Annotated in this window: 19 protein-coding genes (1 of these 19 only partly in view); 5 read left to right on the top strand and 14 right to left on the bottom strand. The window is 42.4% G+C overall.

The annotated features are described in order from the left end of the window. Positions 1 to 537: 537 nt before the first annotated feature. Positions 538 to 1,281: an NADPH-dependent oxidoreductase gene (locus tag ABWU87_RS14910; protein ID WP_353332061.1), complete on the bottom strand. Its 744-nt coding sequence runs from the start codon at positions 1,279 to 1,281 to the stop codon at positions 538 to 540. A 337-nt stretch (positions 1,282 to 1,618) separates the two neighbouring features. Between ABWU87_RS14910 and ABWU87_RS14905 the strand changes: the two genes are divergently transcribed. The 3 genes from ABWU87_RS14905 to folB all read left to right on the top strand — a co-directional run bounded on the left by ABWU87_RS14905 (position 1,619) and on the right by folB (position 7,786). Then, the gene (locus ABWU87_RS14905) at positions 1,619 to 4,156 is read left to right on the top strand and encodes an adenosylcobalamin-dependent ribonucleoside-diphosphate reductase (RefSeq protein ID WP_353332059.1); all 2,538 of its coding nucleotides are present in this window, start codon (positions 1,619 to 1,621) and stop codon (positions 4,154 to 4,156) included. Between the two features lie 310 nt (positions 4,157 to 4,466). Continuing rightward, complete coding sequence (locus ABWU87_RS14900; protein ID WP_353332057.1) at positions 4,467 to 7,172, top strand: 4-alpha-glucanotransferase; 2,706 nt, start codon at positions 4,467 to 4,469, stop codon at positions 7,170 to 7,172. Positions 7,173 to 7,384: 212 nt separating this feature from the next. After that, a complete protein-coding gene (gene folB / locus ABWU87_RS14895; RefSeq protein ID WP_353332055.1) occupies positions 7,385 to 7,786 on the top strand; it encodes a dihydroneopterin aldolase in 402 nt (133 codons plus the stop codon). Positions 7,787 to 8,101: 315 nt separating this feature from the next. Here the strand turns inward: folB and ABWU87_RS14890 are convergent, their stop codons facing one another. The 5 genes from ABWU87_RS14890 to ABWU87_RS14870 form a co-directional block, all read right to left on the bottom strand. Further along, positions 8,102 to 9,373 (bottom strand): adenylosuccinate synthase, encoded by a 1,272-nt coding sequence (locus ABWU87_RS14890; protein ID WP_353332053.1) that lies wholly within the window; start codon positions 9,371 to 9,373, stop codon positions 8,102 to 8,104. A gap of 19 nt (positions 9,374 to 9,392) precedes the next feature. Continuing rightward, a complete protein-coding gene (locus ABWU87_RS14885) occupies positions 9,393 to 9,863 on the bottom strand; it encodes a Fur family transcriptional regulator (protein ID WP_353332051.1) in 471 nt (156 codons plus the stop codon). A 54-nt stretch (positions 9,864 to 9,917) separates the two neighbouring features. Then, positions 9,918 to 10,586, bottom strand: coding sequence for a DNA alkylation repair protein (locus ABWU87_RS14880; protein ID WP_353332049.1), 669 nt, complete (start codon positions 10,584 to 10,586; stop codon positions 9,918 to 9,920). 6 nt (positions 10,587 to 10,592) lie between these two features. After that, complete coding sequence (locus tag ABWU87_RS14875) at positions 10,593 to 12,638, bottom strand: dipeptidyl-peptidase 3 family protein (RefSeq protein ID WP_353332047.1); 2,046 nt, start codon at positions 12,636 to 12,638, stop codon at positions 10,593 to 10,595. Between the two features lie 112 nt (positions 12,639 to 12,750). Next, a complete protein-coding gene (locus tag ABWU87_RS14870; protein ID WP_353332045.1) occupies positions 12,751 to 13,236 on the bottom strand; it encodes a helix-turn-helix domain-containing protein in 486 nt (161 codons plus the stop codon). A 302-nt stretch (positions 13,237 to 13,538) separates the two neighbouring features. On the opposite strand from ABWU87_RS14870, the gene recQ reads away from it, so the two are divergent. Then, positions 13,539 to 15,353 (top strand): DNA helicase RecQ, encoded by a 1,815-nt coding sequence (recQ, locus tag ABWU87_RS14865; protein WP_353334489.1) that lies wholly within the window; start codon positions 13,539 to 13,541, stop codon positions 15,351 to 15,353. A gap of 9 nt (positions 15,354 to 15,362) precedes the next feature. Here the strand turns inward: recQ and ABWU87_RS14860 are convergent, their stop codons facing one another. Then, positions 15,363 to 16,184: a tetratricopeptide repeat protein gene (locus tag ABWU87_RS14860; protein ID WP_353332043.1), complete on the bottom strand. Its 822-nt coding sequence runs from the start codon at positions 16,182 to 16,184 to the stop codon at positions 15,363 to 15,365. A 15-nt stretch (positions 16,185 to 16,199) separates the two neighbouring features. Beyond that, positions 16,200 to 17,150: a cysteine synthase A gene (gene cysK / locus ABWU87_RS14855; RefSeq protein ID WP_353332041.1), complete on the bottom strand. Its 951-nt coding sequence runs from the start codon at positions 17,148 to 17,150 to the stop codon at positions 16,200 to 16,202. A gap of 116 nt (positions 17,151 to 17,266) precedes the next feature. Here cysK and ABWU87_RS14850 point away from each other — a divergent pair, with 116 nt between their 5' ends. Further along, the gene (locus ABWU87_RS14850) at positions 17,267 to 18,166 is read left to right on the top strand and encodes a cation diffusion facilitator family transporter (protein WP_353332039.1); all 900 of its coding nucleotides are present in this window, start codon (positions 17,267 to 17,269) and stop codon (positions 18,164 to 18,166) included. Between the two features lie 108 nt (positions 18,167 to 18,274). On the opposite strand, the gene ABWU87_RS14845 is transcribed toward ABWU87_RS14850, so the two are convergent. From ABWU87_RS14845 to ABWU87_RS14820, 6 genes are all read right to left on the bottom strand, one after another. Next, a complete protein-coding gene (locus ABWU87_RS14845; protein ID WP_353332037.1) occupies positions 18,275 to 18,478 on the bottom strand; it encodes a hypothetical protein in 204 nt (67 codons plus the stop codon). Positions 18,479 to 18,540: 62 nt separating this feature from the next. Further along, the gene (gene leuB, locus ABWU87_RS14840; RefSeq protein ID WP_353332035.1) at positions 18,541 to 19,614 is read right to left on the bottom strand and encodes a 3-isopropylmalate dehydrogenase; all 1,074 of its coding nucleotides are present in this window, start codon (positions 19,612 to 19,614) and stop codon (positions 18,541 to 18,543) included. A 20-nt stretch (positions 19,615 to 19,634) separates the two neighbouring features. After that, a complete protein-coding gene (locus ABWU87_RS14835; RefSeq protein WP_353332033.1) occupies positions 19,635 to 21,170 on the bottom strand; it encodes an alpha-isopropylmalate synthase regulatory domain-containing protein in 1,536 nt (511 codons plus the stop codon). After that, positions 21,155 to 21,739 (bottom strand): 3-isopropylmalate dehydratase small subunit, encoded by a 585-nt coding sequence (gene leuD / locus ABWU87_RS14830; RefSeq protein WP_353332031.1) that lies wholly within the window; start codon positions 21,737 to 21,739, stop codon positions 21,155 to 21,157. Before leuD ends, ABWU87_RS14835 begins: the two co-directional genes overlap by 16 nt. A gap of 12 nt (positions 21,740 to 21,751) precedes the next feature. After that, positions 21,752 to 23,149 (bottom strand): 3-isopropylmalate dehydratase large subunit, encoded by a 1,398-nt coding sequence (leuC, locus tag ABWU87_RS14825; RefSeq protein ID WP_353332029.1) that lies wholly within the window; start codon positions 23,147 to 23,149, stop codon positions 21,752 to 21,754. Positions 23,150 to 23,187: 38 nt separating this feature from the next. Next, positions 23,188 to 23,787, bottom strand: the end of a protein-coding gene (locus tag ABWU87_RS14820; protein ID WP_353332027.1) for a 2-isopropylmalate synthase. 897 nt of this gene lie beyond the right edge of the window; 600 of the gene's 1,497 nt are visible here — the last part of the coding sequence; its start codon lies off the right edge, out of view — the gene reads right to left on this strand; the stop codon is at positions 23,188 to 23,190.

Raw genomic sequence — 23,787 nt, 5'->3', positions numbered from 1 at the left:
GAATTCCTCTTTCAAACACAAGATATTAAAACAAAGCAATCCCCGGAAAGTACATTTGTTCTTTCCGGGGATTGCCGTTTCTATTCTTTCCCATAAGATTAAATGGAAAAAAGTTACGCAAGTCACACAGAAATCACGCGTATTACTGATATCAAGGTCAAAAATAAGCCATCATGTTGCTTTGAATCCTACGAGGCGTCATCACGGAGTCGTTCCCTCCCCTATTTCCAAACGGAATTATCTTATAACCTTTTCATGGCGTATTTTGAATGAAAAGGCATAATAATGGATATATAAACAATTATTGCTTGATAAAGTTACAGAGTCACTACAGGTCCCTAGATTAACTCTATAGATAAGCTAATTCGTAGTGATATAACAATTTCTACACCCGGATCTAAGCCGTTGGTACACCCGGATGTACCCTACCCTTACACCCAGGTGTACCAGTACCCTACACCCGGGTGTATAAAAAGAAAGCCGGCCAATGAATATAAAAACACGGCCAGCTTTATAATAATTACGGGAAACAATCTATCAATCAATAAATCCCTGTTGTTTAAGGGTCTTGAAGAAATTTTCAGACATGTATTCGTTATCTTTCCGGGTATAACGTACATCTGTAAATACCTGTGCCAATGTTTCCTTGTTGTTTTCGGCAATAAATTTTGCATTCTCAGGAAGTGACTCCTTGTAAGCATAAAGTTTATCAATTGTTTCGCGGGTATAATCCACATAACTCTCTTCGTGAACAATCGCCTCGAGCGGAAGACGATCAACCAACTCCGGCGATTCATCTGGATACCCCACAGTGATTGTTGCCACCGGAAAGACCAGTTTTGGCAGCTTCAATGTTTCGATAATCTGCTGAGGGTTGTATATAACAGTTCCCAGGTAACAGATTCCAAGTCCGGCTTCTTCTGCCAGTGTACAAAAGTTCTGGGTAAATAATAAAGCATCGGTTGCTGCATTCATAAATGAAAGAAAGTTGGCATATCCGGGCTGAGCATTCCTAAACTCACACCATTTGCTGAATCGGTTAAAATCGGCACAAATGGTTAATACAACGGGAGCTTCTTTCACCATAGGCTGATTGAAGTGGGCAGGTGCCAATTTTGCTTTCATTTCAGCGTCTTTAGTTACTATTACACTGTAAACCTGCATGTTTCCTATGGTAGAGACACGTGATGCAGTAGCAAGCAAATCATTTAACAAATCAGGAGCAATATCCTGTTGCTTATATTTTCTGATTGATCTTCTGTTTTTTACTGATTCTATCATACTTTTTTTTGCAAATATAATAAAAAGAAACAATATAAGAAGATGTATATTCATCTTATATTCATAACAAATTTACCTTTTTGAGAAACTATAAATATAGAAAGAATAGAAAAAAATATTTTTTTGGAAAACTTTTAGATGTAACAATGTTTTTATTTTATTGATTATCTGACTACTAATTTTACGTAATAGAAAACTTTACTTCAAACAAGAAATTAAGTTCATATATATTTTGAATTAACAAAAAACATTTCTAGATTTGCAATCACGTTTAATAATAATAAGCTAAAACTTCTACTACATTTTCTTATTATTAATCTCTAACACAGTTAGTACCGTGGATAAAAAAACATTTTCTTACGAAGAAGCTTTTGAATCATCTTTACAATATTTCAAGGGTGACGAGCTTGCTGCAAGGGTTTGGGTTAACAAATATGCAGTAAAAGACTCTTTCGGAAACATCTATGAAAAATCGCCGGAAGATATGCATTGGAGAATAGCAAATGAGGTTGCACGCGTAGAATCAAAATACGCAAACGGCCTGAGTGCAAATGAACTTTTTGAACTGTTTGACCATTTCAGATATATAGTTCCACAAGGAAGCCCGATGACAGGTATCGGCAATGACTACCAAGTAGCTTCATTGTCCAACTGTTTTGTGATTGGCGTTGATGGTGCGGCAGACTCTTACGGTGCAATTATCAAAATAGACGAAGAACAGGTACAACTGATGAAAAGACGCGGCGGTGTAGGGCACGACCTTTCACACATCCGCCCAAAAGGGTCGCCGGTGAAAAACTCAGCATTGACATCAACAGGGATTGTTCCTTTCATGGAACGCTACTCAAACTCCACCCGCGAGGTAGCACAAGACGGACGCCGGGGAGCACTGATGCTGAGTGTATCTATTAAGCACCCAGACTCTGAATCGTTTATTGATGCTAAAATGACGGAAGGTAAAGTTACCGGGGCTAACGTTTCGGTTAAACTGGACGATGACTTCATGAAAGCTGCTGTCGAAGGACAGCCCTACTTGCAGAAATATCCTATTGATTCAGAAAATCCTACCACAGTGAAAGAGGTTGACGCTTCTGCTCTATGGAAAAAAATTGTGCATAATGCATGGAAATCGGCTGAACCTGGAGTTCTGTTCTGGGATACCATTATCAAAGAATCAGTTCCCGACTGTTATGCAGACCTGGGTTATAAGACCACGTCAACTAATCCTTGCGGTGAAATTCCATTGTGTCCGTACGATTCCTGTCGTTTGCTGGCCATCAACTTGTATTCGTATGTGATAAATCCGTTTACCAAGGATGCCTATTTCGACTTCGAACTCTTTAAAAAGCATGTAGCTCTGGCACAACGTATCATGGACGACATCATCGACCTGGAGTTGGAAAAGATTAAGCGAATCATTGATAAGATTAACGCCGACCCGGAATCTGACGAAGTGAAACACGCAGAAAGACTTCTCTGGGAAAAGATATATAAGAAGAGCGGACAAGGAAGACGTACCGGCGTAGGAATTACTGCCGAAGGCGACATGCTGGCTGCTTTAGGTTTGCGCTACGGAACAGAAGAAGCGACAGAATTCTCGGAAGAAGTTCACAAAACTGTGGCTCTTTGTGCATATCGTTCTTCTGTACAAATGGCAAAAGAACGCGGCGCATTCGAAATTTACAACACGGAAAGAGAAAAGAACAATCCGTTCATCAACCGATTGAAAGAGGCAGATCCTGCTCTTTATGAAGATATGAAGAAGTATGGACGCCGCAACATCGCCTGCTTAACGATTGCTCCTACCGGAACCACCAGTTTGATGACTCAAACCACATCCGGTATTGAACCGGTATTCCTTCCTGTGTATAAACGCAGAAGAAAGGTTAATCCTAATGATGTTCAGGTACATGTTGATTACATTGACGAAACAGGCGATACATTCGAAGAATATATCGTATTCCACCATAAGTTTGTAGACTGGATGACTGCCAATGGCTACGATGCAGCCAAGCGTTACACCCAGGAAGAGATAGATGCCCTTGTAGCCAAATCTCCTTACTACAAAGCAACCTCAAACGATGTAGATTGGCTGATGAAAGTCAAGATGCAGGGAAGAATCCAGAAATGGGTGGACCACTCTATCAGCGTCACTATTAATCTGCCAAGTGACGTTGATGAAGAGTTGGTCAACCGTCTCTACGTTGAAGCATGGAAATCGGGCTGCAAAGGTTGCACTGTATATCGTGATGGCTCTCGTTCTGGAGTACTTCTCTCTACAAAATCTGATAAGAAAGATGAGCTTCCTCCATGCAAACCACCTACGGTAGTTGAAGTTAGACCTAAGGTGCTTGAAGCCGACGTTGTTCGGTTCCAAAACAACAGAGAAAAATGGGTGGCTTTTGTTGGCTTGCTCGACGGACGTCCATACGAAATCTTCACCGGTTTACAAGACGACGATGAAGGAATTGTTCTTCCGAAAACAGTTACCCAAGGACGAATCATTAAAAACGTAGACGAAAACGGCAACAAGAGATACGACTTCCAGTTCGAAAATAAACGAGGATACAAAACAACCATCGAAGGTCTTTCCGAAAAGTTCAACAAAGAGTACTGGAATTACGCAAAACTTATCTCAGGAGTACTTCGCTACAGAATGCCTATTGAACAAGCTATCAAACTTGTCAGCTCATTGCAACTAGACAGTGAAAGTATCAACACCTGGAAGAACGGTGTGGAACGTGCACTGAAGAAGTATGTTCAGGACGGTACGGAAGCAAGAGGAAAAAAATGTCCAAACTGCGGAAACGAGAGTCTGATTTATCAGGAAGGATGTCTTATCTGTACATCTTGTGGTGCTTCTCGCTGCGGATAAAAAACAAAAAGTAGCTGTTAAAAAACAGATTACCATACAACAACGATAAGGAGGCTGTCTGAAGAATCTATCTGCTTAATGATAGAGAGATTCTTCAGACGGTCTCTTTTTTATTAATATTAGGAAACAGATAAGTAACACGAAGGTGGAACCAGACTTAGAAACATCTTTTTAGTTTGACTGGAAAGACAGAATCGACGGCCGGGAAAAACAAACGTTTGCATAATATTTTGGGCTACAATCTGAAGCAAGTAGAAATAAGGTATCTAATAAATGAGTAAAATTGCTATGAAATTAAAAATCTAATAGTATGGTTTTATCTTTTCATATAGAGTATAGAACAAACTGGGGAGAAGAGGTCCGGATTTTAGGCTCTGTCCCCGAATTAGGAGAGTGGAACGAAGAGCAATCGGTTGCTCTCTCCACGACCGACGGCATAAGCTGGAATCTTTCGAAAGAGATAAAAAAACCGGTTAACGGAATCATTGAGTATACCTATTATATTTTCAAAAATGGAGAAGCCATTCGTAAAGAATGGGACTCATTCCGTAGGAAGATATATGCTCAGGGTAACGGGAAAACAATATATCGCAATCTTGATACATGGAAAAATGTTCCAGATCAGCAATTCTTCTATAGTTCCGCTTTCACGGAATGTCTACTTGCCCGTAAACCAGAAGATAGAGAAAAGAACAGTTTTTCTAAAACACTCATCATTAAAGCCTTTGCACCCCGAATAAGAAGCAACTACGCTCTTGCGATTTCTGGTAATCAGCCTATTCTTGGTGAATGGCAGGAAAACAAAGTTTGTGTTATGAACGACGCAGACTTTCCCGAATGGCAATTATCACTCGATGCCAGCCAGATCTCATTCCCAATAGAATACAAATTTGTTTTATATAACCTCAAGGAAAAAAAAGTAGAGGCATGGGAAAACAATCCAAACCGCTATCTTGCCGATCCAATAATTAAACCAGGACAAACGGTACAGGTAGCCGACAGGTATGTAAATTTCAGTCTCCCCACATTTAAAAGTGCCGGAGTTGCCATACCAGTCTTTTCACTCAAATCGAGACAGAGCTTTGGTGTAGGAGACTTTTCCGATTTAAAGATGATGATTGACTGGGCTGTAGGCACAAACCAGAGAATGGTTCAGATTTTGCCGGTAAACGATACCACCATGACTCATACATGGACCGACTCATATCCCTACAACAGCATATCAATTTATGCACTACATCCTATGTATGCTGACATCTTCAAGATAGGCAAACTGAAGGATGAAGAGAAAATGGCTTATTTTACAGACAGGCAATCAAAACTGAATGCAAAAACAGTCATCGATTATGAGGCAGTAAATAAAGTTAAATGGGAATATTTCAAGCTTATCTTTGCTCAGGAAGGAAAAAAGGCCCTAAAATCAAAAGCTTTTAAACAATTCTTTTCCGAAAACCAGGAATGGCTTCAACCATATGCTGCGTTCAGCTACCTACGCGATCAGTACAACACACCCGATTTTCGTCTTTGGCCACGATGCACAACATACAATCAGGAGGAGATCGAAGCCCTTTGTTCTCCCGAATCAGAAAGTTATGAAGAGATAGCCATCTATTATTTTATCCAGTTCCACCTGCATCTGCAGTTACTGGAAGCATCGACTTACGCTCGCCGTAAAGGAGTGATTCTTAAAGGAGATATCCCTATCGGTATAAGCCCCAATAGCGTGGAAGCATGGAAAGATGCCCACTATTTCAACCTGAATGGACAGGCTGGGGCCCCTCCTGATGATTTCTCGGCAAATGGGCAAAACTGGGGATTTCCTACCTACAACTGGGATGTGATGGAGAAAGATGGTTACAGCTGGTGGATGAAGAGATTCCAGAAAATGTCAGAGTGCTTTGATGCATATCGTATTGACCATATCCTGGGTTTCTTCCGCATCTGGGAAATTCCACTCGACGCCGTACATGGCTTGTTAGGACAGTTTGTTCCTTCACTTCCCTTATCTCGTGAGGAAATTGAAAGCAACGGATTGCAATTTGATGAAGAACGCTATCTGAAACCTTATATACACGAAAGTTTTCTGCAACAGACATTCGGTCCTCATACCGATTATGTGAAAGAGAAATTTATTCGTACCACTAGCAAATGGGAAATATATGAGATGCGTCCGGAGTTTGATACTCAGAAAAAAGTGGAGGCGTTCTTCAGTGACAAGACAGACGCTGACAGTATCTGGATTCGAGACGGATTATATTCACTGATAAGTGACGTTCTTTTTGTCCGCGATAGGAAAAACCCGTCCATGTATCACCCACGTATCGGTGTACAGTTCGACTTTATCTACCAATCGCTGAGCGAAAATGACAAGGCCACATTCAATCGTTTGTACGATCATTATTATTATCACCGTCATAATCAGTTCTGGGGAGAACAGGCCATGAAAAAACTTCCGCAACTTATTCACAGTACGCGAATGCTTGTTTGCGGCGAAGACCTGGGAATGATTCCCGACTGTGTACCTTGGGTAATGAAAGAGCTGCAGATACTTAGCCTCGAAATACAAAGAATGCCCAAAACCCGAAAGTTGGAATTTGGTCATGTAGGCGATTATCCCTACAGCTCAATCTGTACCATCTCCACTCACGACATGTCGACTTTGCGTGGCTGGTGGAAGGAGGATTACCAGCAAACACAGCGATACTACAATAACATTCTGGGACATTACGGTGCTGCACCCGAAAAAGCTTCCGGAAAAATTTGTGAAGAGATCATTAAACAGCATCTTTATTCGAACTCAATACTATGCGTTCTTACGCTTCAAGACTGGTTGTCCATGAGTGAGGAATGGAGAAATCCAAATATTGATGCCGAACGAATTAATATTCCAGCCAATCCGCGCCACTATTGGCGTTATCGCATGCATCTTACACTGGAAGAACTGATGCAGGCAGACAGTATAAATACAAAAATAAGAGAACTGATTGTATTAACAGGAAGAAATCCGATTAAATAGAATTTAGTAGATTGTTTTTTCATCAGAGAAAAGAGTTCCATGATTGAATGGCGCTCTTTTTTTATTTATAAACTTGATTGCATTATTCGTGGAATGGTTTACTTTTGCATCAAGTAATAATAACGAGCTATAAGAGATAATAAGCCTAAGCAGGATTATCGGGTTCGTTTTATGCAGAAATTGTCTTTAATGGCAGATATTAAGCCTCAGGGATGAAAAAAACAATAAATAAGAATAAACAGAAAATGAAATTGAACGAAACTTATATATTTCTCAGCAATGTGAAGTTCTATGCCCGCCATGGCGTGGGTGCACAAGAAACATTGGTAGGTAATACTTTCATTATTGATCTGAGGTTGAAACTGAACTTCAGCCAGGCTGCTGAAAACGATGACCTGAACCACACAGTGAGCTATGCAGATGTTTTTAAAGCTGTAAAAGCGGAGATGAAAATCCCTTCAATGCTACTGGAACATGTGGGAGCAAGGATTGTGAAACGTCTGTTTCAGGATTTCCCCATTGTGGAAGCAATTGACCTTAAACTGGCAAAACAAAACCCTCCCATGGGCGCGGACATTGACTGCGCAGGAGTGGAATTTCACTGCGAACGATAAGAGAGAAAGAAGCTTACCGGCAAACAATAGCACCGCAAGCCTCAACCCACAGAACCGGAATCTGAAAGTTGTATAATAGCTGTGAATAATAAAATCTATGCAAATAGAACCGTTTATACAGCGGATAGCAACGTTGTGTAATAAAATTGGAAAAGAATCTGCTATAAGAAGTATTGTGAAATAGACAATGCTTCAAGACTAAAAAAATCTCTTCGATTTAACTCTCCGGTGTTGATTCCAGGCTGGCGAGCAAAATACAAAAAGGGTGAAATCACATCTGCGATTCACCCTTTTTAATTATAAATAATTTAAATATTATTCTTCAGTATATCTAACAATGGTCTGTTCTCTGTCAGGACCAACAGATACAATCTTGATAGGCACTTCGAGTTGTTCTTCCAGGAAAGTAACATATGCATTGAACTCTTCCGGGAACTCATCTTCGCTCTGCATCTTGGTCATATCTACCTGCCATGCCGGAAGTTCTACATATACCGGTTCAACGTTTTCGTTGATATCATATGGGAAGTAATCAATTTCCTCGCCATTTACCTTGTAAGCAACACAAGCCTTGATTGTTTCAAATGTATCGAGTACATCGCTCTTCATCATAATCAGCTTGGTAACCCCATTGATCATTACAGAGTACTTCAATGCTACCAGGTCAATCCATCCGCAACGACGTTTACGTCCGGTAACCGCACCATATTCGTGACCAATCTGACAGATTGTTTCTCCAGTCTCATCAAATAGTTCAGTTGGGAACGGACCGCTACCTACACGTGTACAGTAAGCTTTGAAAATACCATATACTTCTCCGATTTTGTTTGGTGCAATTCCAAGTCCGATGCAAGCGCCTGCACAAACCGTATTCGAAGAGGTGACAAAAGGATAAGAGCCGAAGTCAATATCCAGCATGGTACCCTGAGCACCTTCACAAAGTACGCTTTTACCTTCGCGAAGAAGATTGTTTATCTCATGTTCGCTATCCACCAAGTGGAATTGTTTCAGGTATTCAATACCCTCAAGCCACTCTTTCTCCAGAGCAGAGAGGTCGTATTCATAGTTCAGGCTCTTCAGAATTACTTCATGACGAGCTTTGGCGTTTTTATAAGTTGTTTCAAAGTTATCAAGGATATCTCCTACTCTTACACCATTACGGCTTATCTTATCTGTATAGGTCGGCCCGATACCTTTTCCTGTAGTACCCACCTTTGCATCTCCTTTTGCAGCTTCATAAGCGGCATCAAGCAGGCGATGAGTCGGAAGGATAAGATGTGCCTTCTTTGAAATGTGAAGTCTCTCTTTCAGTTTATGACCGGAAGCTTCCAGAGCTTCGGCTTCTGCTTTGAACAAAGCGGGGTCTAACACAACACCATTACCAATGATGTTCACTTTATCTCCCTGGAAAATTCCGGAAGGAATAGAACGAAGCACATACTTTTGGCCTTCGAATTCGAGAGTATGGCCGGCGTTTGGTCCTCCCTGGAAACGTGCTACCACATCATAGTCGGGAGTTAATACGTCAACAACCTTACCTTTTCCTTCATCGCCCCATTGCAATCCTAATAAAACGTCTACTTTCATTTTATTTATTCTATAGTTGTTATTTATTTATCTTCTTTTTCTTCTTAGCCCAAGCACATCTGCTGCAGATACCATACACATATAGGGAATAATGTGACATCTGGAATTTGGATAGCTTTGTACCAGCAATTGCTTTCCTCAGTGTATCATCCTGGAACTCAGTCACCTTACCGCATTCTGTGCAAATTTGATGATGATGTGTTTCTATGTTGAAAGATTTTTCGTACTGGGATGAATTTCCAAATTGATGCTTGATAATCAGTTTGGCATCAATCAGAAGGGTAATTGTGTTATAAAGTGTGGCACGGCTTACGCGAAAGTTTTCCTGATTCATCATCTTGCTATACAACGAATCAATACCAAAATGCCCGTCTATGGAATATATAGTATCCAGTATAGCGTAACGTTCGGGAGTTTTCCGATGACTGTTCGCATTTAGATATTCCGTAAATATCTGTTTTACCGTATCTTTAACGTTCTGTTTTTCCATTACTGGCAATTTTACCGCGAACAAAGTTACTTCTTTTTTGCTAAAGAGAAAAAATTATAGAAGATATTCTATCTCAAACCGGATATTTTCAAATAACGATTTTACATCTTCATTTGCGTGAATTTCCTCCTTGTCAAGTATATTAATCACCTTCTCAGCATTACCTTTATTCTGTAAGCCGTATTTCTTAAGAGCTACAGAAGCCGATTTCCTTGAAAAATAAACCGGCGACAACAACGCAGACAAAGCCTGATCAAGAAACTCCTCTTCGGCTCTTTCGTTCATTTCAACACCTTTTCCCAGAAGACGGGCTGCCAACAGGAAACCACATGCCTGAACATACTCTCTTTCATCGGCCATCCATTGGAAAGCTTTAGCGGGTGCATAGGGCAAATACTGAAACAGATTCATACAGGTAAGTTCTGCTATCTCAGCATTCTGAATGTCTTCCACCCAAATATCCGCTATTTCGGGATAGAAAGAATCAACCGGCTGCAACATGCCGGCCAGGATCTTAGACTCGCGGATATTTTCTTTCCAGAGAGCCTGAGCCAAGTCGTGATTTTGTTCAAACTGACGGGCAATCTCCTTTATTCTGGGAAGTTCCACACCAAAATTAAGTTTGTAGTTCAACCCTTTTTCACGCATACTTTGAGACGCAACTCCGTTCATCGATAAACGGAGTTGTGTCTTTATCTCTTTGATTAATTCATTAGTTTCCATTGCAGATTACTCATTTCTATTGGGTAATGTGGAATATTCTCTTCCATATCGAAGCATCTGCTCAGCATAACCTTCGTCATATGATACTTTCACATCTTTAACCTCTCCGTTCGGATTAGCCACCACCTGATATACCGGATTTACAAAACCTTTATATGGAGCAAGGTTCAGTTTCTTATAGCGTTCCAACACCTCTTTATGAAGTACTGGATCCACCTTCACTGCATATGCTTCAACCAAGTTACGGGCTGCAGCAAAGTCACCTTCCGACTTAATCCGTTGAATTTCTGCCAATAATTTGCCAAACAGTTCACGGAGTTTTTTGTAATCATTGATGCGCACATAGGTTTTTCCGTCTTTTTTCACCAATTCAACAACTTTTTCGGGAGTTCCTTTCTCAAATACCCAGCGGGCAATAAGCTGACGGTTGCGCATATGAGACTCTTCCACATTATTTCCAAGCTCAATACGAACCAGCTGAGTCATCAGGCCATTCATCATATAAGAATAATATTCAGCCTTAAAAGCATCGGCATCAGGAATGATACCCAAATCTATCATCTTCTGATCCGGCAAATAGTAAAGTCCAAACAAATCGGCGCGAGCCTCTTCAATGGTAGAACCATATGCCTTTAAAGCATCCGGGTCAACTCCGGGAAGCAGCTGGCCAGATCCATGCCCCAAACATTCGTGTAGATCAGTATGAAGATCGTTAGTCAGGTCTGCATATTTGTCGTTCAACTCAATCTCGGCCTTGCTGTATGCAAACTCTTCAAAGAAACCACTTCCGTGTGCTGCTTTGTTGTAAGCATCAGTCAGGTTTCCGATTGTAACCGACTTCGACCCATGATGAGCACGAATCCAGTTGGCATTGGGAAGATTAATCCCGATTGCTGTAGCGGGGTATAAGTCGCCAGCAAGAATTGCCGCAGTAATAACCTTGGCTGAAACTCCTTTTACCACCTCTTTCTTGAACTGTTTGTCGACCGGAGAATGGTCTTCAAACCACTGTGCATTGTTACTGATTGTCTCGGTCCTTTTGGTAGCTTCCATATCCTTAAAGTTTACGATAGACTCCCAGCTTGCTTTTAGTCCAAGCGGGTCACCATAACTTTCAGTAAACCCATTCACAAAGTCAACTCTCGAATTCAGATCCTTCACCCAAAGGATACAATAGTCATCAAATTTCTTTAAGTCGCCTGTTTGATAGTATTCAATCAGCTTGGCTATAACCGCCTTCTGAGTATCATTTTCGGTTACTCCTTCAGCTTTTTTGAGCCAATACACAATTTTTTCCAATGCTGGAGAGTACAATCCTCCTACTTTCCAAACCTTTTCGTAGATTTTCCCATTTTCCTTCACCAATCTACTGTTCAATCCATATGAAACAGGGGTTGAATCATTCGGGTTTTTAAGACCGGCATAGAAATTCTCCGCTTCCTGCTGAGTTATTCCTTCGTAGTAATTACTTGCAGAAGTTTGGATCAAATCTTCTCCGTCAGCCTGATTCACTCTCTTAGGCATAACTTTTGGATCGAAGATCACAGGAAATATCTCTTCGCAAAGCTGTGCCAGTGTCTGTCCTTTTTCAAGAGGAAGCTTAGCTGGGTCAATCTTTTCGAGTACTCCTCTGAAGAACTCCGGAGTAAAGCCTGGAGCGAACTTTTCACAACCATAGTGATGGTGAATACCATTAGAGAACCAAACTCTCTTGAGGTAAGTCTCCATCTTCACAAAATCGGCATCTTTCTTATCGCCGGTATAATTAAGATAAGCCGCTTCCAGTAATCTGCGGATAATCAGGTTATATTTACCGTTCTGGTCGTACAGAATGTCACGTCCTTCAAGTGCAGCCTGCGAAAGGTAGTAAATCAGTTCTTTCTGTTTCAGTGAAAGCTGGTCAAAACCGTGCACTTTATATCTCAGAAGCTGAAGGTCGGCAAACTGTTCAACTTTATAATTGAATTTATCTGCTTCAGCAGCTTTCTTCAGGTTTCCACATGAGGAAAGAAATGATAAAAGCATAATCATCAGTATTAATTGTCTTTTCATTTTTATATATTTTCATTTATGAACATCGCAAAAACAAGAAAAGGGGAATACTCCAACCTGAAGTTGAAATAATCCCTTTTTCTATAATTGAGGAATAATAGACAAAAAGCTATTACTTCTTAATTTCTGAATTTCTCTTACGGTATCCGTTAGGAGTTTCACCTACATTTTTGTAAAATGCTGCGTAGAAAGACTGGCGGTTAGCAAATCCAACCATTGCACTGATTTCTTCTACATTAAGGTCAGCATATCTCTTATCTGTAAGGATGTGCAAAGCATCTTTAACTCTGTACTCATTAAGCAAACAAGAATAATTCATCCCAAAACGAGAGTTTACGACAGCAGAAAGATAGCGTGTGTTTGTCTTCAACTCTTTTGCTAAATCTTTAGCAGAGTAATCAGGGTCTTTGTACTTCTTCTGAACTACGATGATATTAAGAATCTTGTCGTACAGTTCATCAGCAAGTTCTGGTCTGATCAAAGATCTGTAAGCTGCCTTCTTATCCTTTTTTTCTCTCAGGTTATAAGGCCTTTTACGTGGGGCATTTTCGGCCGCAGAAGTCTGACTTCCGCTTTCGTTTGTTTTTAAATCACTCATTGAATTTACTGGTTAGGTTTTATTTATAAGAATATCAATCTACATACTTTACATTGCTGTTACAAAAATCATACATTATTTTCATATATGCAAATAATCAGAGCTATTTTTTCATAAAAAATTTTCAATTGAAGATATATTTAATCCAAACCTCCATTTTTACAAGCTTTTTTAACAAATGTAGATTGTTTAGAGGAAATAAAAATGAATATATATACCTTATTCATAATAAATTATAGTCAACACCATTTATTCCTTTTTTTCCCCTACCTTTGCAAAATATAAAGACGATAACAGGAATGATGCTTCAAACACTTAAAACATATTTCGGATACGATTCTTTTCGACCTTTACAAGAGGAGATTGTAAAACACATACAAACTAAAAAAGATGCACTTATACTGATGCCAACAGGCGGAGGAAAGTCTATTTGCTATCAATTGCCATCCTTATTGATGGAGGGAACAACCATCGTTGTATCGCCTTTGATTTCATTAATGAAGGACCAGGTGGAAGCCCTTCATGCCAATGGAGTACCCGCTGCCGCACTCAACAGCAACAATACCGAGACAGAAAACGCGAATATACGGCGTAATTGTTTGATGGGTAAAATAAAGCTACTTTATGTCTCACCGGAAAAACTATTGTCGGAAACGGATTATTTGCTCAGAGACATACAGATATCCTTGTTTGCGATAGACGAGGCACATTGCATATCGCAATGGGGACATGATTTCAGGCCTGAGTATACTCAGATGAATATTTTAAGAGAAAAATTTCCAAATGTACCTGTCGTTGCTCTGACGGCAACAGCAGATAAAATTACAAGAAACGATATAATTCATCAACTCAGGTTGAAGAATCCTAAAATATTTATCTCTTCATTTGACCGTCCCAATTTGAGTCTGACAGTAAAAAGAGGTTATCAGGAAAAAGAAAAAACAAAAAGTATAGTTGAATTTATTCATAAAAGAGCGGGGCAATGTGGTATTATTTATTGTCTGAGCCGAAACAATACAGAGAAAGTAGCTAAAAATTTACATAAAAACGGAATCAATGCAACAGTTTATCATGCCGGGCTTTCTCCTGCAGTGAGAGACAAAGCGCAGGATGACTTTATAAATGACAGGGTGCAGGTGGTTTGTGCCACCATCGCTTTCGGAATGGGCATCGATAAATCGAATGTCCGCTGGGTTATTCATTACAATATGCCGAAAAGCATTGAGAACTACTACCAGGAGATAGGACGCGCCGGGAGAGACGGTTTGGAGAGCGATACTGTCTTGTTCTATTCCATCGGTGATTTGATTCTTTTAAGCAAGTTTGCCAATGACAGTAATCAGCAAAGCATAAATCTGGAAAAGCTGAACCGGATGCAGCAATATGCAGAAGCCAACATCTGTCGCCGGCGTATACTGCTTAGCTACTTCGGTGAGCAAACCGAAAATGATTGCGGCAATTGCGATGTATGCAAGAATCCACCCGAACGATTTGACGGAACAATCATTGTTCAGAAGGCCCTGAGCGCCATTGCGCGAACCAATGAACAGATAGGAACTTCGATGCTGGTAGACATTTTGAAAGGATTTAATAACGCTGAAGTGATTGAAAGAGGATATAATCAATTGAAGACATTCGGAGCAGGAAGAGATATCCCACCACGAGACTGGCACGATTATCTTCTGCAAATGCTTCAGTTGGGTTATTTTGAAATTGCCTACAACGAGAATAATCACCTGAAGATAACCGAAAGTGGCAGGAATGTTCTCTTTGGTAAAGAAAAGGCTATTCTGGTTACCATTAAGAGGGAAGAATATGTTGCCCCTAAATCAAGAAAGAAAATGGTGCGTGAGGAAAAACCGGAAAAGCCTACCTACCAGAACGAAGATGAAGCTTTGTTCGAAGAACTGCGTACCTACAGAAAGAAGGTGGCCGACCAACAGGCACTGCCGGCATACATTATTTTTTCCGACAAGGTTTTGCGACTATTAAGTACCATACGTCCACTCACAATCGAGGCATTCGGCAATATAAGCGGAATTGGAGAGGTAAAAAAAGAAAAATACGGAAAAGAGTTTGTAGAGTTAATACGAAAATTTACAAAAGAGTGTAAATAGGCGGACTGCCTATTTACACTCTTTTAGTTGTTCCATTAATTCTGCACGGGGAATGCCCAATTGAATAGCTTTCTCAAAATCTTGTTTCGCCATTGCCTTTTTATCTAGTTTTCGGAGAATTTCTCCACGCAACAAATAGGCATTTGCATATTGAGGTGAGAGGCTGATGGCCTTATCCAAATCTATCAGGGCAAAGTCCAGCTGATTCATATCTTTTTCAATGCCGGCCCGCACAATATATAGTTCCGCGTCATCAGCTTCATCTGTAATAACTTTATTCAAAACCTCGAGTGCTTCCTTGTATTTCTGCTCGTCCTGATATAGCAGCGCCAATCCCATTCTGCCAGCCGCATTGAGAGGCTCCAATTCCAGCAGCTTATTATAGTCTTCGTGCGCTTCTTTATATTCCCGACGGGCGGTTCGCAGATACGCACGGACCAACAACGCTTTAGCGTTATTCTTATTTACATCCAAGATTGTACTGCAATCTACAAGCGCCTTATCGGCATTTCCCATTTCGAGGGCAAGAGAGGCACGGTCCATCAGGATAGGCACAGTCAAGGGTGCCATGTTCAGCGCCATATCATACGATTCCATCGCTTCTTCCATCCGGTGCATCTGGTACTGCAGCCTTCCTAGATTGGCAAAAATCATGCAGTTATGGGCATTTGTAGGCTCAGCCTTGAGGGCCAACCGGTAATACTTTTCTGCCTGTTCCAGGCTATCTGTCTGTTCGCAACGGGTTGCTTTATCAAAATAAGTTTTATAGTCTTGCGCATGAATGCCTGTGAACGAAAGGCTGATGAGCAGGAACAGAATATTTCTCTTCATTTATTATCAAATTAATTAATCCAGGGGATAGGTATCAAAAGCAAATTCTTCGGTCGACAGATAGCGTTCTCCGGTATCGGGCAGCAATGTCACAATCATCTTTCCGGCAAACTCGGGTCGCAAAGCCAGCAATCGGGCAGCATAAACGGCAGCTCCGGAAGAGATGCCCACAAGCAGTCCTTCAGTCTGGGCCAGTTCGCGACCGCCTCTGATAGCTTCGTCGTCAGTAACGGAGATTACCTCATCCACTACTGCGGGATTGTAATTCTTTGGCACGAAATTGGCACCGATACCCTGAATGCGGTGAGGAGCCGCCTTTCCTTCGGTCAGCATTGGCGAAGAAGCCGGCTGAACAGCAACCACATATACGTTGGGGTTATACCTTTTCAGTGTTTCGCCTACGCCGCAAACCGTTCCTCCGGTTCCTACTCCGGCCACGAACACCGCCACTTGTCCGTCGGTATCTCTCCATATTTCCTCGGCGGTGGTATGCTTATGTATTTCGGGATTGGAGGGGTTCTCGAATTGTTGGGGGATGATAGCCCCGGGAATCGAGGCTTTCAGCTCTTCCGCCTTACGGATGGCACCGTTCATGCCTTCAATACCGGGAGTTAACACGATTTGCGCTCCATAAGCCTTCAGCAGATTCCTACGTTCAATGCTCATTGTTTCGGGCATGGTCAGTATCAGTTTGTAGTTCTTTACCGATGCCACCATGGCCAGTCCTACTCCGGTATTCCCGCTGGTGGGTTCAATAATTGTTCCGCCGGGTTTCAGCAATCCACGCGCCTCGGCATCTTCAATCATTGAAAGAGCCACACGGTCTTTCACACTTCCGGCAGGATTAAAGTACTCCAGTTTCCCAAGAACATTGGCTTCGGGATTATATTTTTTCATATACCCTGACAATTTCAACAGGGGAGTATTGCCTATCAATTCAGTCAGTTTGCTTGCTATCTTTGTCATAACAACTACCTGTTTATAAGTATTTCTGCAAAGATACGTAAGAAAATATTTCAAAAGCATAGTTAATCTATAAATAATCCATAATTTTGAGACTATTAATCTAATAAAAGAGAAAAATGGCTCATCATCACGAACATACACACTCCCATTCTGTAGAGTCACTGAATAAAGCTTTTATAATCGGAATTTCCCTCAATCTTGCTTTCGTTCTCATTGAGTTTGGAACCGGTTTTTATTTTGATTCGCTTGGATTGCTCTCGGACGCGGGACACAACCTGGGCGATGTTGCAAGTCTTTTCCTGGCTCTTCTGGCCTTTCGGCTGGCAAGAGTAAAGGCAAACGCCAAATATACCTATGGATATAAGAAGAGCACTATTCTCGTCTCCCTCCTCAATGCCGTTATTCTGCTGATTGCCGTGGGGGCTATCTTTATGGAAAGTCTTGAAAAGATAGTGAGTCCTCGTCCGGTGAATGGTGATGCCATAGCCTGGGTAGCGGGAATCGGGGTGCTGATAAATGCCTTTACCGCGATGCTTTTCATGAAAGATAAGGAGAAAGACCTGAATATAAAGGGCGCCTACCTGCACATGGCGGCAGATGCGCTGGTATCGGTGGGCGTAGCTGCTTCGGGGGTAATCATTGCATTCACCGGATGGTATGTAATTGACCCCATAATTGGTATCACCATTGCCGTTGTGATACTTGTTTCTACCTGGAGACTGCTTCACGAAAGCGTGCGTCTTTCACTGGATGGCGTACCGGTTGGCATCAACAGCAAAGAGGTAAGGAAAATGATTGCAGAAATTCCCGAGGTGAAAGATATTCATCATATCCATATCTGGGCAATCAGTACGACAGAAAATGCCTTGACTGCCCATATTGTTGTGGACAACCTTGAAAATATGGAAGAGTTGAAGCATCAGATTAAGGAACTACTCGAAGAGGCAGGGATTGGCCATGTTACTCTGGAATTTGAAACTATGGAGATGTGCCGGGAAAGTGGCATTTGTTCCTGAAAGCATCTATAACGGGAGTAAAGTCCCTTAAAAAATCCCCCAAAGAGCATACGCATCTCCATGCCGTTTCTTAAAAACCAATACTAAAACACGCATCTTTCTCCCGATTTATATGAAAGAGATGCCCGAAAAAAGGATCTCCAGCCGCACACATGCAAACGCTATCGTTCCCACTTCAGTGCTTCCAGATACCCCGAAAAAATAATCTCCCGCCACAACCTTTCGGTCCGTGACGGGAGATTTATTCTTATTGCTGAATGATTTATATTCCGCTGTACAAAAGATTGTTTTCTTCTGTACAAAAGAATTCATTGTTCTGTACAGAAGAAAACAATCTTTTGTACAAGGAATTATTCATTTAACGAGTCGTTTTTTTAGTTTGCCTTGATATACTCAACAATCCATTGACCAACTTCTTTTGTAGAAGAAGCTTTTACCCCTTCACCGGCGATATCTTCGGTCACTACATTGGCATCCATTGAGGCTGCAACGGCTTTGCGAATCAGTTCTGCCTCTTCTTTCAGGTTGAAAGCATATTCAAACATCATGGCTGCCGAAAGGATTGTAGCCAGAGGATTTGCAATGTTCTTGCCGGCTGCCTGAGGATACGAACCGTGGATTGGCTCAAATACGGAAGTATAGGTTCCAACTGAAGCAGAAGGAAGCATACCCATGGAACCGGTGATTACAGATCCTTCGTCAGTTAGGATATCTCCGAACATATTCTCGGTAACCATCACGTCGAAGCTCTTTGGCCACTGAATCATTCGCATGGCGGCATTGTCCACGTAAAGGAATTCTGTTTCCACTTCGGGGAAGTCCTTGGCGATTTCCTGAGCTACTTCGCGCCACATACGAGAAGTGGCCAGGATGTTGGCTTTATCAACAACGGTTAGTTTCTTACGACGCTTCATGGCATACTCGAAAGCCAGACGAACGATGCGCTCTATTTCATAGCGGCTGTACACGCAAGTGTCATAGGCTGTATTGCCATCTTCGCTTCTTCCCTGCGGACGACCGAAGTAAAGACCTCCGGTAAGTTCGCGGATACACATAAAATCGGCGCCTTCAATCAGGTCGGAACGAAGAGGTGACTTGTGAATCAAGGAAGGGAATGTGGTTACCGGACGGATGTTGGCAAACAATCCCAGGTTTTTACGCATGGCCAGCAAACCTTGTTCGGGGCGAACCTTTGCACTTGGGTCGTTGTCATACTTTGGAGAACCGATGGCTCCGAACAGAACCGCGTCGCTCTGCATGCAAAGCTCGTGGGTTGCATCAGGATAAGGGTTACCTGTTTCGTCAATAGCGCATGCACCTACTAAGGCATGCTTGTAAGTCAGCTCGTGATTATACTTTTCGCAAACGGCAATCGTTGCGTTCAATGCTTGTTCCACAACCTCGGGACCTATTCCGTCGCCTGGAAGTACTGCTATATTTAATTTCATTTCAGTTATTGTTTAAATTGTTATTGTTCTTCGTCTTCTATTATATTAAGCATTTTCACCGTAGCTTTGATAGCCGCCTCTGTCTGGTCGGCATCCAGCCCTTTTGTACGAAACACCCGGTCGTTGTATTTCCAGGTAATAATGGTCTGCACAAAAGCATCGGTTCGTCCGCCGGGAGGAATGCTCACGGCATAATTAATCAACATTGGGAATTTCCGGTTCAAGGTTGTTTTATACACCTTACGCAGTGCACGCATAAAGGCATCGTACTGACCATCTCCGGATGAATTCTCTTCGTACTCCTTACCGTTGATGGATATCTTCAGCGTTGCCACCGGTTTCAACGATTTGGCCAGAGTAAGGAAATAGCTGATCAATCTAACCTTATCATTCGATGTGTTGTGCTTCAGCACATCGGAGATGATGTAAGGCAAATCTTCCTGCGTTACCAGTTCCTTTTTGTCGCCCAGCTCAATAATCCGTTCGGTTACCTTTTTCATGGACTCCTCATCGAGTTCCAGCCCGAGAGATTCCAGGTTCTTGCGGATATTCGCCTTTCCGGAGGTTTTTCCCAGTGCATATTCGCGGGTACGGCCAAAACGTTCGGGCAAGAGGTCGTTGAAATAAAGGTTACTTTTGGAATCTCCATCGGCATGTACGCCAGCCACCTGGGTAAAGACATTTTCGCCCACAATCGGCTTATTGGCCGGAATGGCTATGCCCGAGTAAGATTCAACCACCCGGCTCACATCGTTCAACCTGTCTTCCACGATGGATGTCTCTGCATTGAAATGATCTTTCAGAATGGCTTGTACACTGGAAAGAGGGGCATTGCCGGCTCTTTCGCCAAGACCATTAATAGTGGTATGCAAACCTCTGGCACCACCGATTACCGCTGCCAGTGCATTAGACACCGCCAGGTCATAATCATTGTGCGCATGGAAATCAAAATGAACGTTGGGGAAAAGTTTCACCATTTTACGAACAAACTCCAGCGTTTGCAACGGATTGAGAATACCAAGCGTATCGGGCAACATGATGCGCTTAATGGGAAGTTTCACCAGTGCGTTCGTCAGCTGAATCACATAATCGGGTGAATGCAGCATGCCATTACTCCAGTCCTCTAGATAGACATTCACTGTCAACCCCATCTTCTCTGCATTGTTCACCACCTCGGTAATCTCGGCGATATGCTCTTCGGGTGTTTTTCGCAGTTGAAGCGTGCAATGTTTCAATGATCCCTTACACAGGAGATTGATAACCTTGCATCCTGCTTCGGATATCCAGTTCAGAGAGTTCACGCCATCGACAAACCCCAGCACCTCTACCCTTTCAAGCAATCCGCGACGGGCAGCCCAGGCCGAAATCATCTTTACCGATTCCAGCTCGCCTTCGGAAACCCTGGCAGAGGCCACCTCAATGCGGTCCACCTTCAGCTCTTCCAGTAGCAAACGAGCAATCATCAGTTTCTCTTGCGCCACAAAAGAAACCCCACTCGTCTGCTCGCCGTCGCGAAGCGTTGTATCTAATATCTCGATTCTCATTTGTTTTCCCAAGCCTCTATTTTGTCCTTGTTGCTCAGCAGATAATCAATATCATCCAGCCCATTCATCAGACAATGCTTCTTGTATGCATTGATTTGGAAATGCTCGCTATTGCCGGTTGCTTTATTGGTGATGGTCTGGTTGGGCAAATCCACCTCTACCTCAGTTTTCGGGTTGGCATTAATGGAGGTAAAAAGCTCGGCCAGGAATTCTTCGGAAACAACCACCGGAAGCACAAAATTATTGAGTGCGTTGTTCTTAAAAATATCAGCAAAGAAGCTGCTCACAACGATGCGGAATCCATATCCTGCTACTGCCCATGCCGCGTGTTCACGACTGGAACCTGAACCGAAGTTCTTACCTGCCACCAGAATCTTTCCTGAATAGGTAGGGTTGTTCAGGACAAATGAAGGGATTGGATTTCCTTGTTTGTCGAACCGCCAGTCGCGGAAAAGGTTATCTCCGAAACCTTCTTTGGTAGTTGCTTTTAAAAAACGGGCTGGTATAATCTGGTCTGTGTCCACATTCTCGAGTGGAAGAGGAACACAAGTGCTGGTTGTTATATTAAATTTCTCTTTCATTGTTTTCTACATTTAAGCCATTAATACTCGTGGATCAGTGATTTCTCCGGTGATTGCAGCAGCTGCGGCTACAAGCGGACTTGCCAGAATGGTGCGGGCACCTGGTCCCTGACGTCCCTCAAAGTTACGGTTTGAAGTAGAAACAGCATACTTACCTGCCGGAACCTTGTCTTCATTCATCGCCAGACAAGCAGAACAACCGGGCTGACGAAGTTCGAAACCGGCTTCAGCCAGAATCTTGTCAAGTCCCTCTTCACGAATTTGCTGGTCAACTCCCCATGAGCCGGGTACCAGCCAAGCAACCACGTCAGCAGCCTTTTTCTTTCCTTGCACAAAAGCAGCAAAGGCGCGGAAATCTTCGATACGTCCGTTGGTACAGCTTCCTAAGAAAACATAGTCAATCTTCTTACCTAGTATAGATTCGCCGGCATTGAAGCCCATATATTCCAGAGATTTAGCATACGAGATGCGACCCGCTTCAGGAACACTCTCAACTGCAGGAATACTGGAAGTGATACCCATACCCATTCCCGGGTTGGTTCCGTATGTAACCATCGGCTCAATATCTTCGGCCTTGAAAGTTATCTCTTTATCAAATACTGCATCCGCATCGCTCTTCAGGGTGTTCCAGTATGCAACGGCTGCATCCCAAGCTTCCCCTTTCGGTGCGTACTCTCTTCCTTTTATATATTCAATTGTTTTTTCGTCAGGAGCAATCATACCTCCGCGGGCCCCCATCTCAATGGAGAGGTTACACAACGTAAGGCGTCCTTCCATGGTCAGGTCTCTCACTGCTTCTCCGGCATACTCCACAAAATAGCCGGTAGCTCCGCCGGTTGTCATCTTGGAAATGATATAAAGTGCCATGTCTTTTGCTGTAACTCCTTTGCTCAGCTTTCCATCTACGGTAATGCGCATGGTCATCGGACGAGATTGAAGTACACATTGGGAAGCCATTACCATCTCAACTTCTGATGTTCCGATACCGAATGCAATTGCACCCATCGCACCGTGAGTGGAAGTGTGCGAGTCACCGCAAACAATGGTCATACCCGGAAGAGTCAATCCGTTTTCGGGACCTACCACGTGGATAATTCCGTTCTTCTTGTGTCCCATGCCAAAATAAGCCAGACCAAAATCAGTGGCATTCTTTTTCAGCTCATCAACTTGAGTGCGGGATACAGGATCTTCAATAGGCTTATCCTGATTTAATGTCGGAATATTATGATCCGGCATACAAAAAATCTTTTCCGGACGGAAACATTTCAATCCGCGGTCTCTCATTCCGGAGAAAGCCTGAGGGCTGGTTACTTCGTGACAGAAGAGTCTGTCAATATAAAGCTGTGTAGGACCGTCTTCTACCGTGCTGACCACGTGAGCATCCCAAATCTTATCGAATAATGTATTCATAGAAAAAAATATATTTTTGATTACCTATTGAAAATCTCTTATTTAATAAACTTGTTAATACAGTCAATGTAAGCTTCAACCGAAGCGGCAATAATATCGGTATTTGCCCCGAATCCGTAATACATCTGCTTATCATATTCTACCTGCATATGCACTTTACCTACGTCATCACTACCTTTGCTAATTGCCTGAATGGTGAATTCTTTTAGAGTCATGGTGCGATGAATAATATTCTTCAGAGCGTTGATGGCTGCGTCTACCGGTCCATTACCGCTTGCTGCCGATTCAAACTTCTCTCCGGCAATATCAAGCCCCAGACTTGCTACTGAGCGAACACCAACACCACTGGTCACCTGCAAGTAATCAACCTTAATGCGTTTGTTCTTGCTTCTCTCAGCACCGGCAAGCATCAGTATATCATCATCGTTGATATCCTTCTTGCGATCGGCCAGTTTAAGGAACTCTTCATAAACCTGATCCAGTTTTTCTTTTTCCAATTCAATTCCGAGAGCTGACAGACGATGTTTCAATGCGGCTCTTCCGCTACGGGCAGTCAGTACAATAGAGTTATCGTTGATACCCACATCTTGAGGATTAATAATTTCATAAGTCTGCATGTTCTTAATCACGCCATCCTG

Origin of the sequence: Bacteroides sedimenti (assembly GCF_040365225.1) — a bacterium.
Taxonomy (GTDB): domain Bacteria; phylum Bacteroidota; class Bacteroidia; order Bacteroidales; family Bacteroidaceae; genus Bacteroides; species Bacteroides sedimenti.
This window is presented reverse-complemented; position numbering and strand designations above follow the sequence as displayed.

Coding starts and splice junctions, on each gene's coding strand:
- ABWU87_RS14910 (WP_353332061.1), bottom strand. CDS start 1,281: ATGATAGAATCAGTAAAAAACAGAAGATCAATCAGAAAATATAAGCAA.
- ABWU87_RS14900 (WP_353332057.1), top strand. CDS start 4,467: ATGGTTTTATCTTTTCATATAGAGTATAGAACAAACTGGGGAGAAGAG.
- folB (WP_353332055.1), top strand. CDS start 7,385: ATGAAAAAAACAATAAATAAGAATAAACAGAAAATGAAATTGAACGAA.
- ABWU87_RS14890 (WP_353332053.1), bottom strand. CDS start 9,373: ATGAAAGTAGACGTTTTATTAGGATTGCAATGGGGCGATGAAGGAAAA.
- ABWU87_RS14885 (WP_353332051.1), bottom strand. CDS start 9,863: ATGGAAAAACAGAACGTTAAAGATACGGTAAAACAGATATTTACGGAA.
- ABWU87_RS14880 (WP_353332049.1), bottom strand. CDS start 10,586: ATGGAAACTAATGAATTAATCAAAGAGATAAAGACACAACTCCGTTTA.
- ABWU87_RS14875 (WP_353332047.1), bottom strand. CDS start 12,638: ATGAAAAGACAATTAATACTGATGATTATGCTTTTATCATTTCTTTCC.
- ABWU87_RS14870 (WP_353332045.1), bottom strand. CDS start 13,236: ATGAGTGATTTAAAAACAAACGAAAGCGGAAGTCAGACTTCTGCGGCC.
- recQ (WP_353334489.1), top strand. CDS start 13,539: ATGCTTCAAACACTTAAAACATATTTCGGATACGATTCTTTTCGACCT.
- ABWU87_RS14860 (WP_353332043.1), bottom strand. CDS start 16,184: ATGAAGAGAAATATTCTGTTCCTGCTCATCAGCCTTTCGTTCACAGGC.
- cysK (WP_353332041.1), bottom strand. CDS start 17,150: ATGACAAAGATAGCAAGCAAACTGACTGAATTGATAGGCAATACTCCC.
- ABWU87_RS14850 (WP_353332039.1), top strand. CDS start 17,267: ATGGCTCATCATCACGAACATACACACTCCCATTCTGTAGAGTCACTG.
- ABWU87_RS14845 (WP_353332037.1), bottom strand. CDS start 18,478: ATGAATTCTTTTGTACAGAAGAAAACAATCTTTTGTACAGCGGAATAT.
- leuB (WP_353332035.1), bottom strand. CDS start 19,614: ATGAAATTAAATATAGCAGTACTTCCAGGCGACGGAATAGGTCCCGAG.
- leuD (WP_353332031.1), bottom strand. CDS start 21,739: ATGAAAGAGAAATTTAATATAACAACCAGCACTTGTGTTCCTCTTCCA.
- leuC (WP_353332029.1), bottom strand. CDS start 23,149: ATGAATACATTATTCGATAAGATTTGGGATGCTCACGTGGTCAGCACG.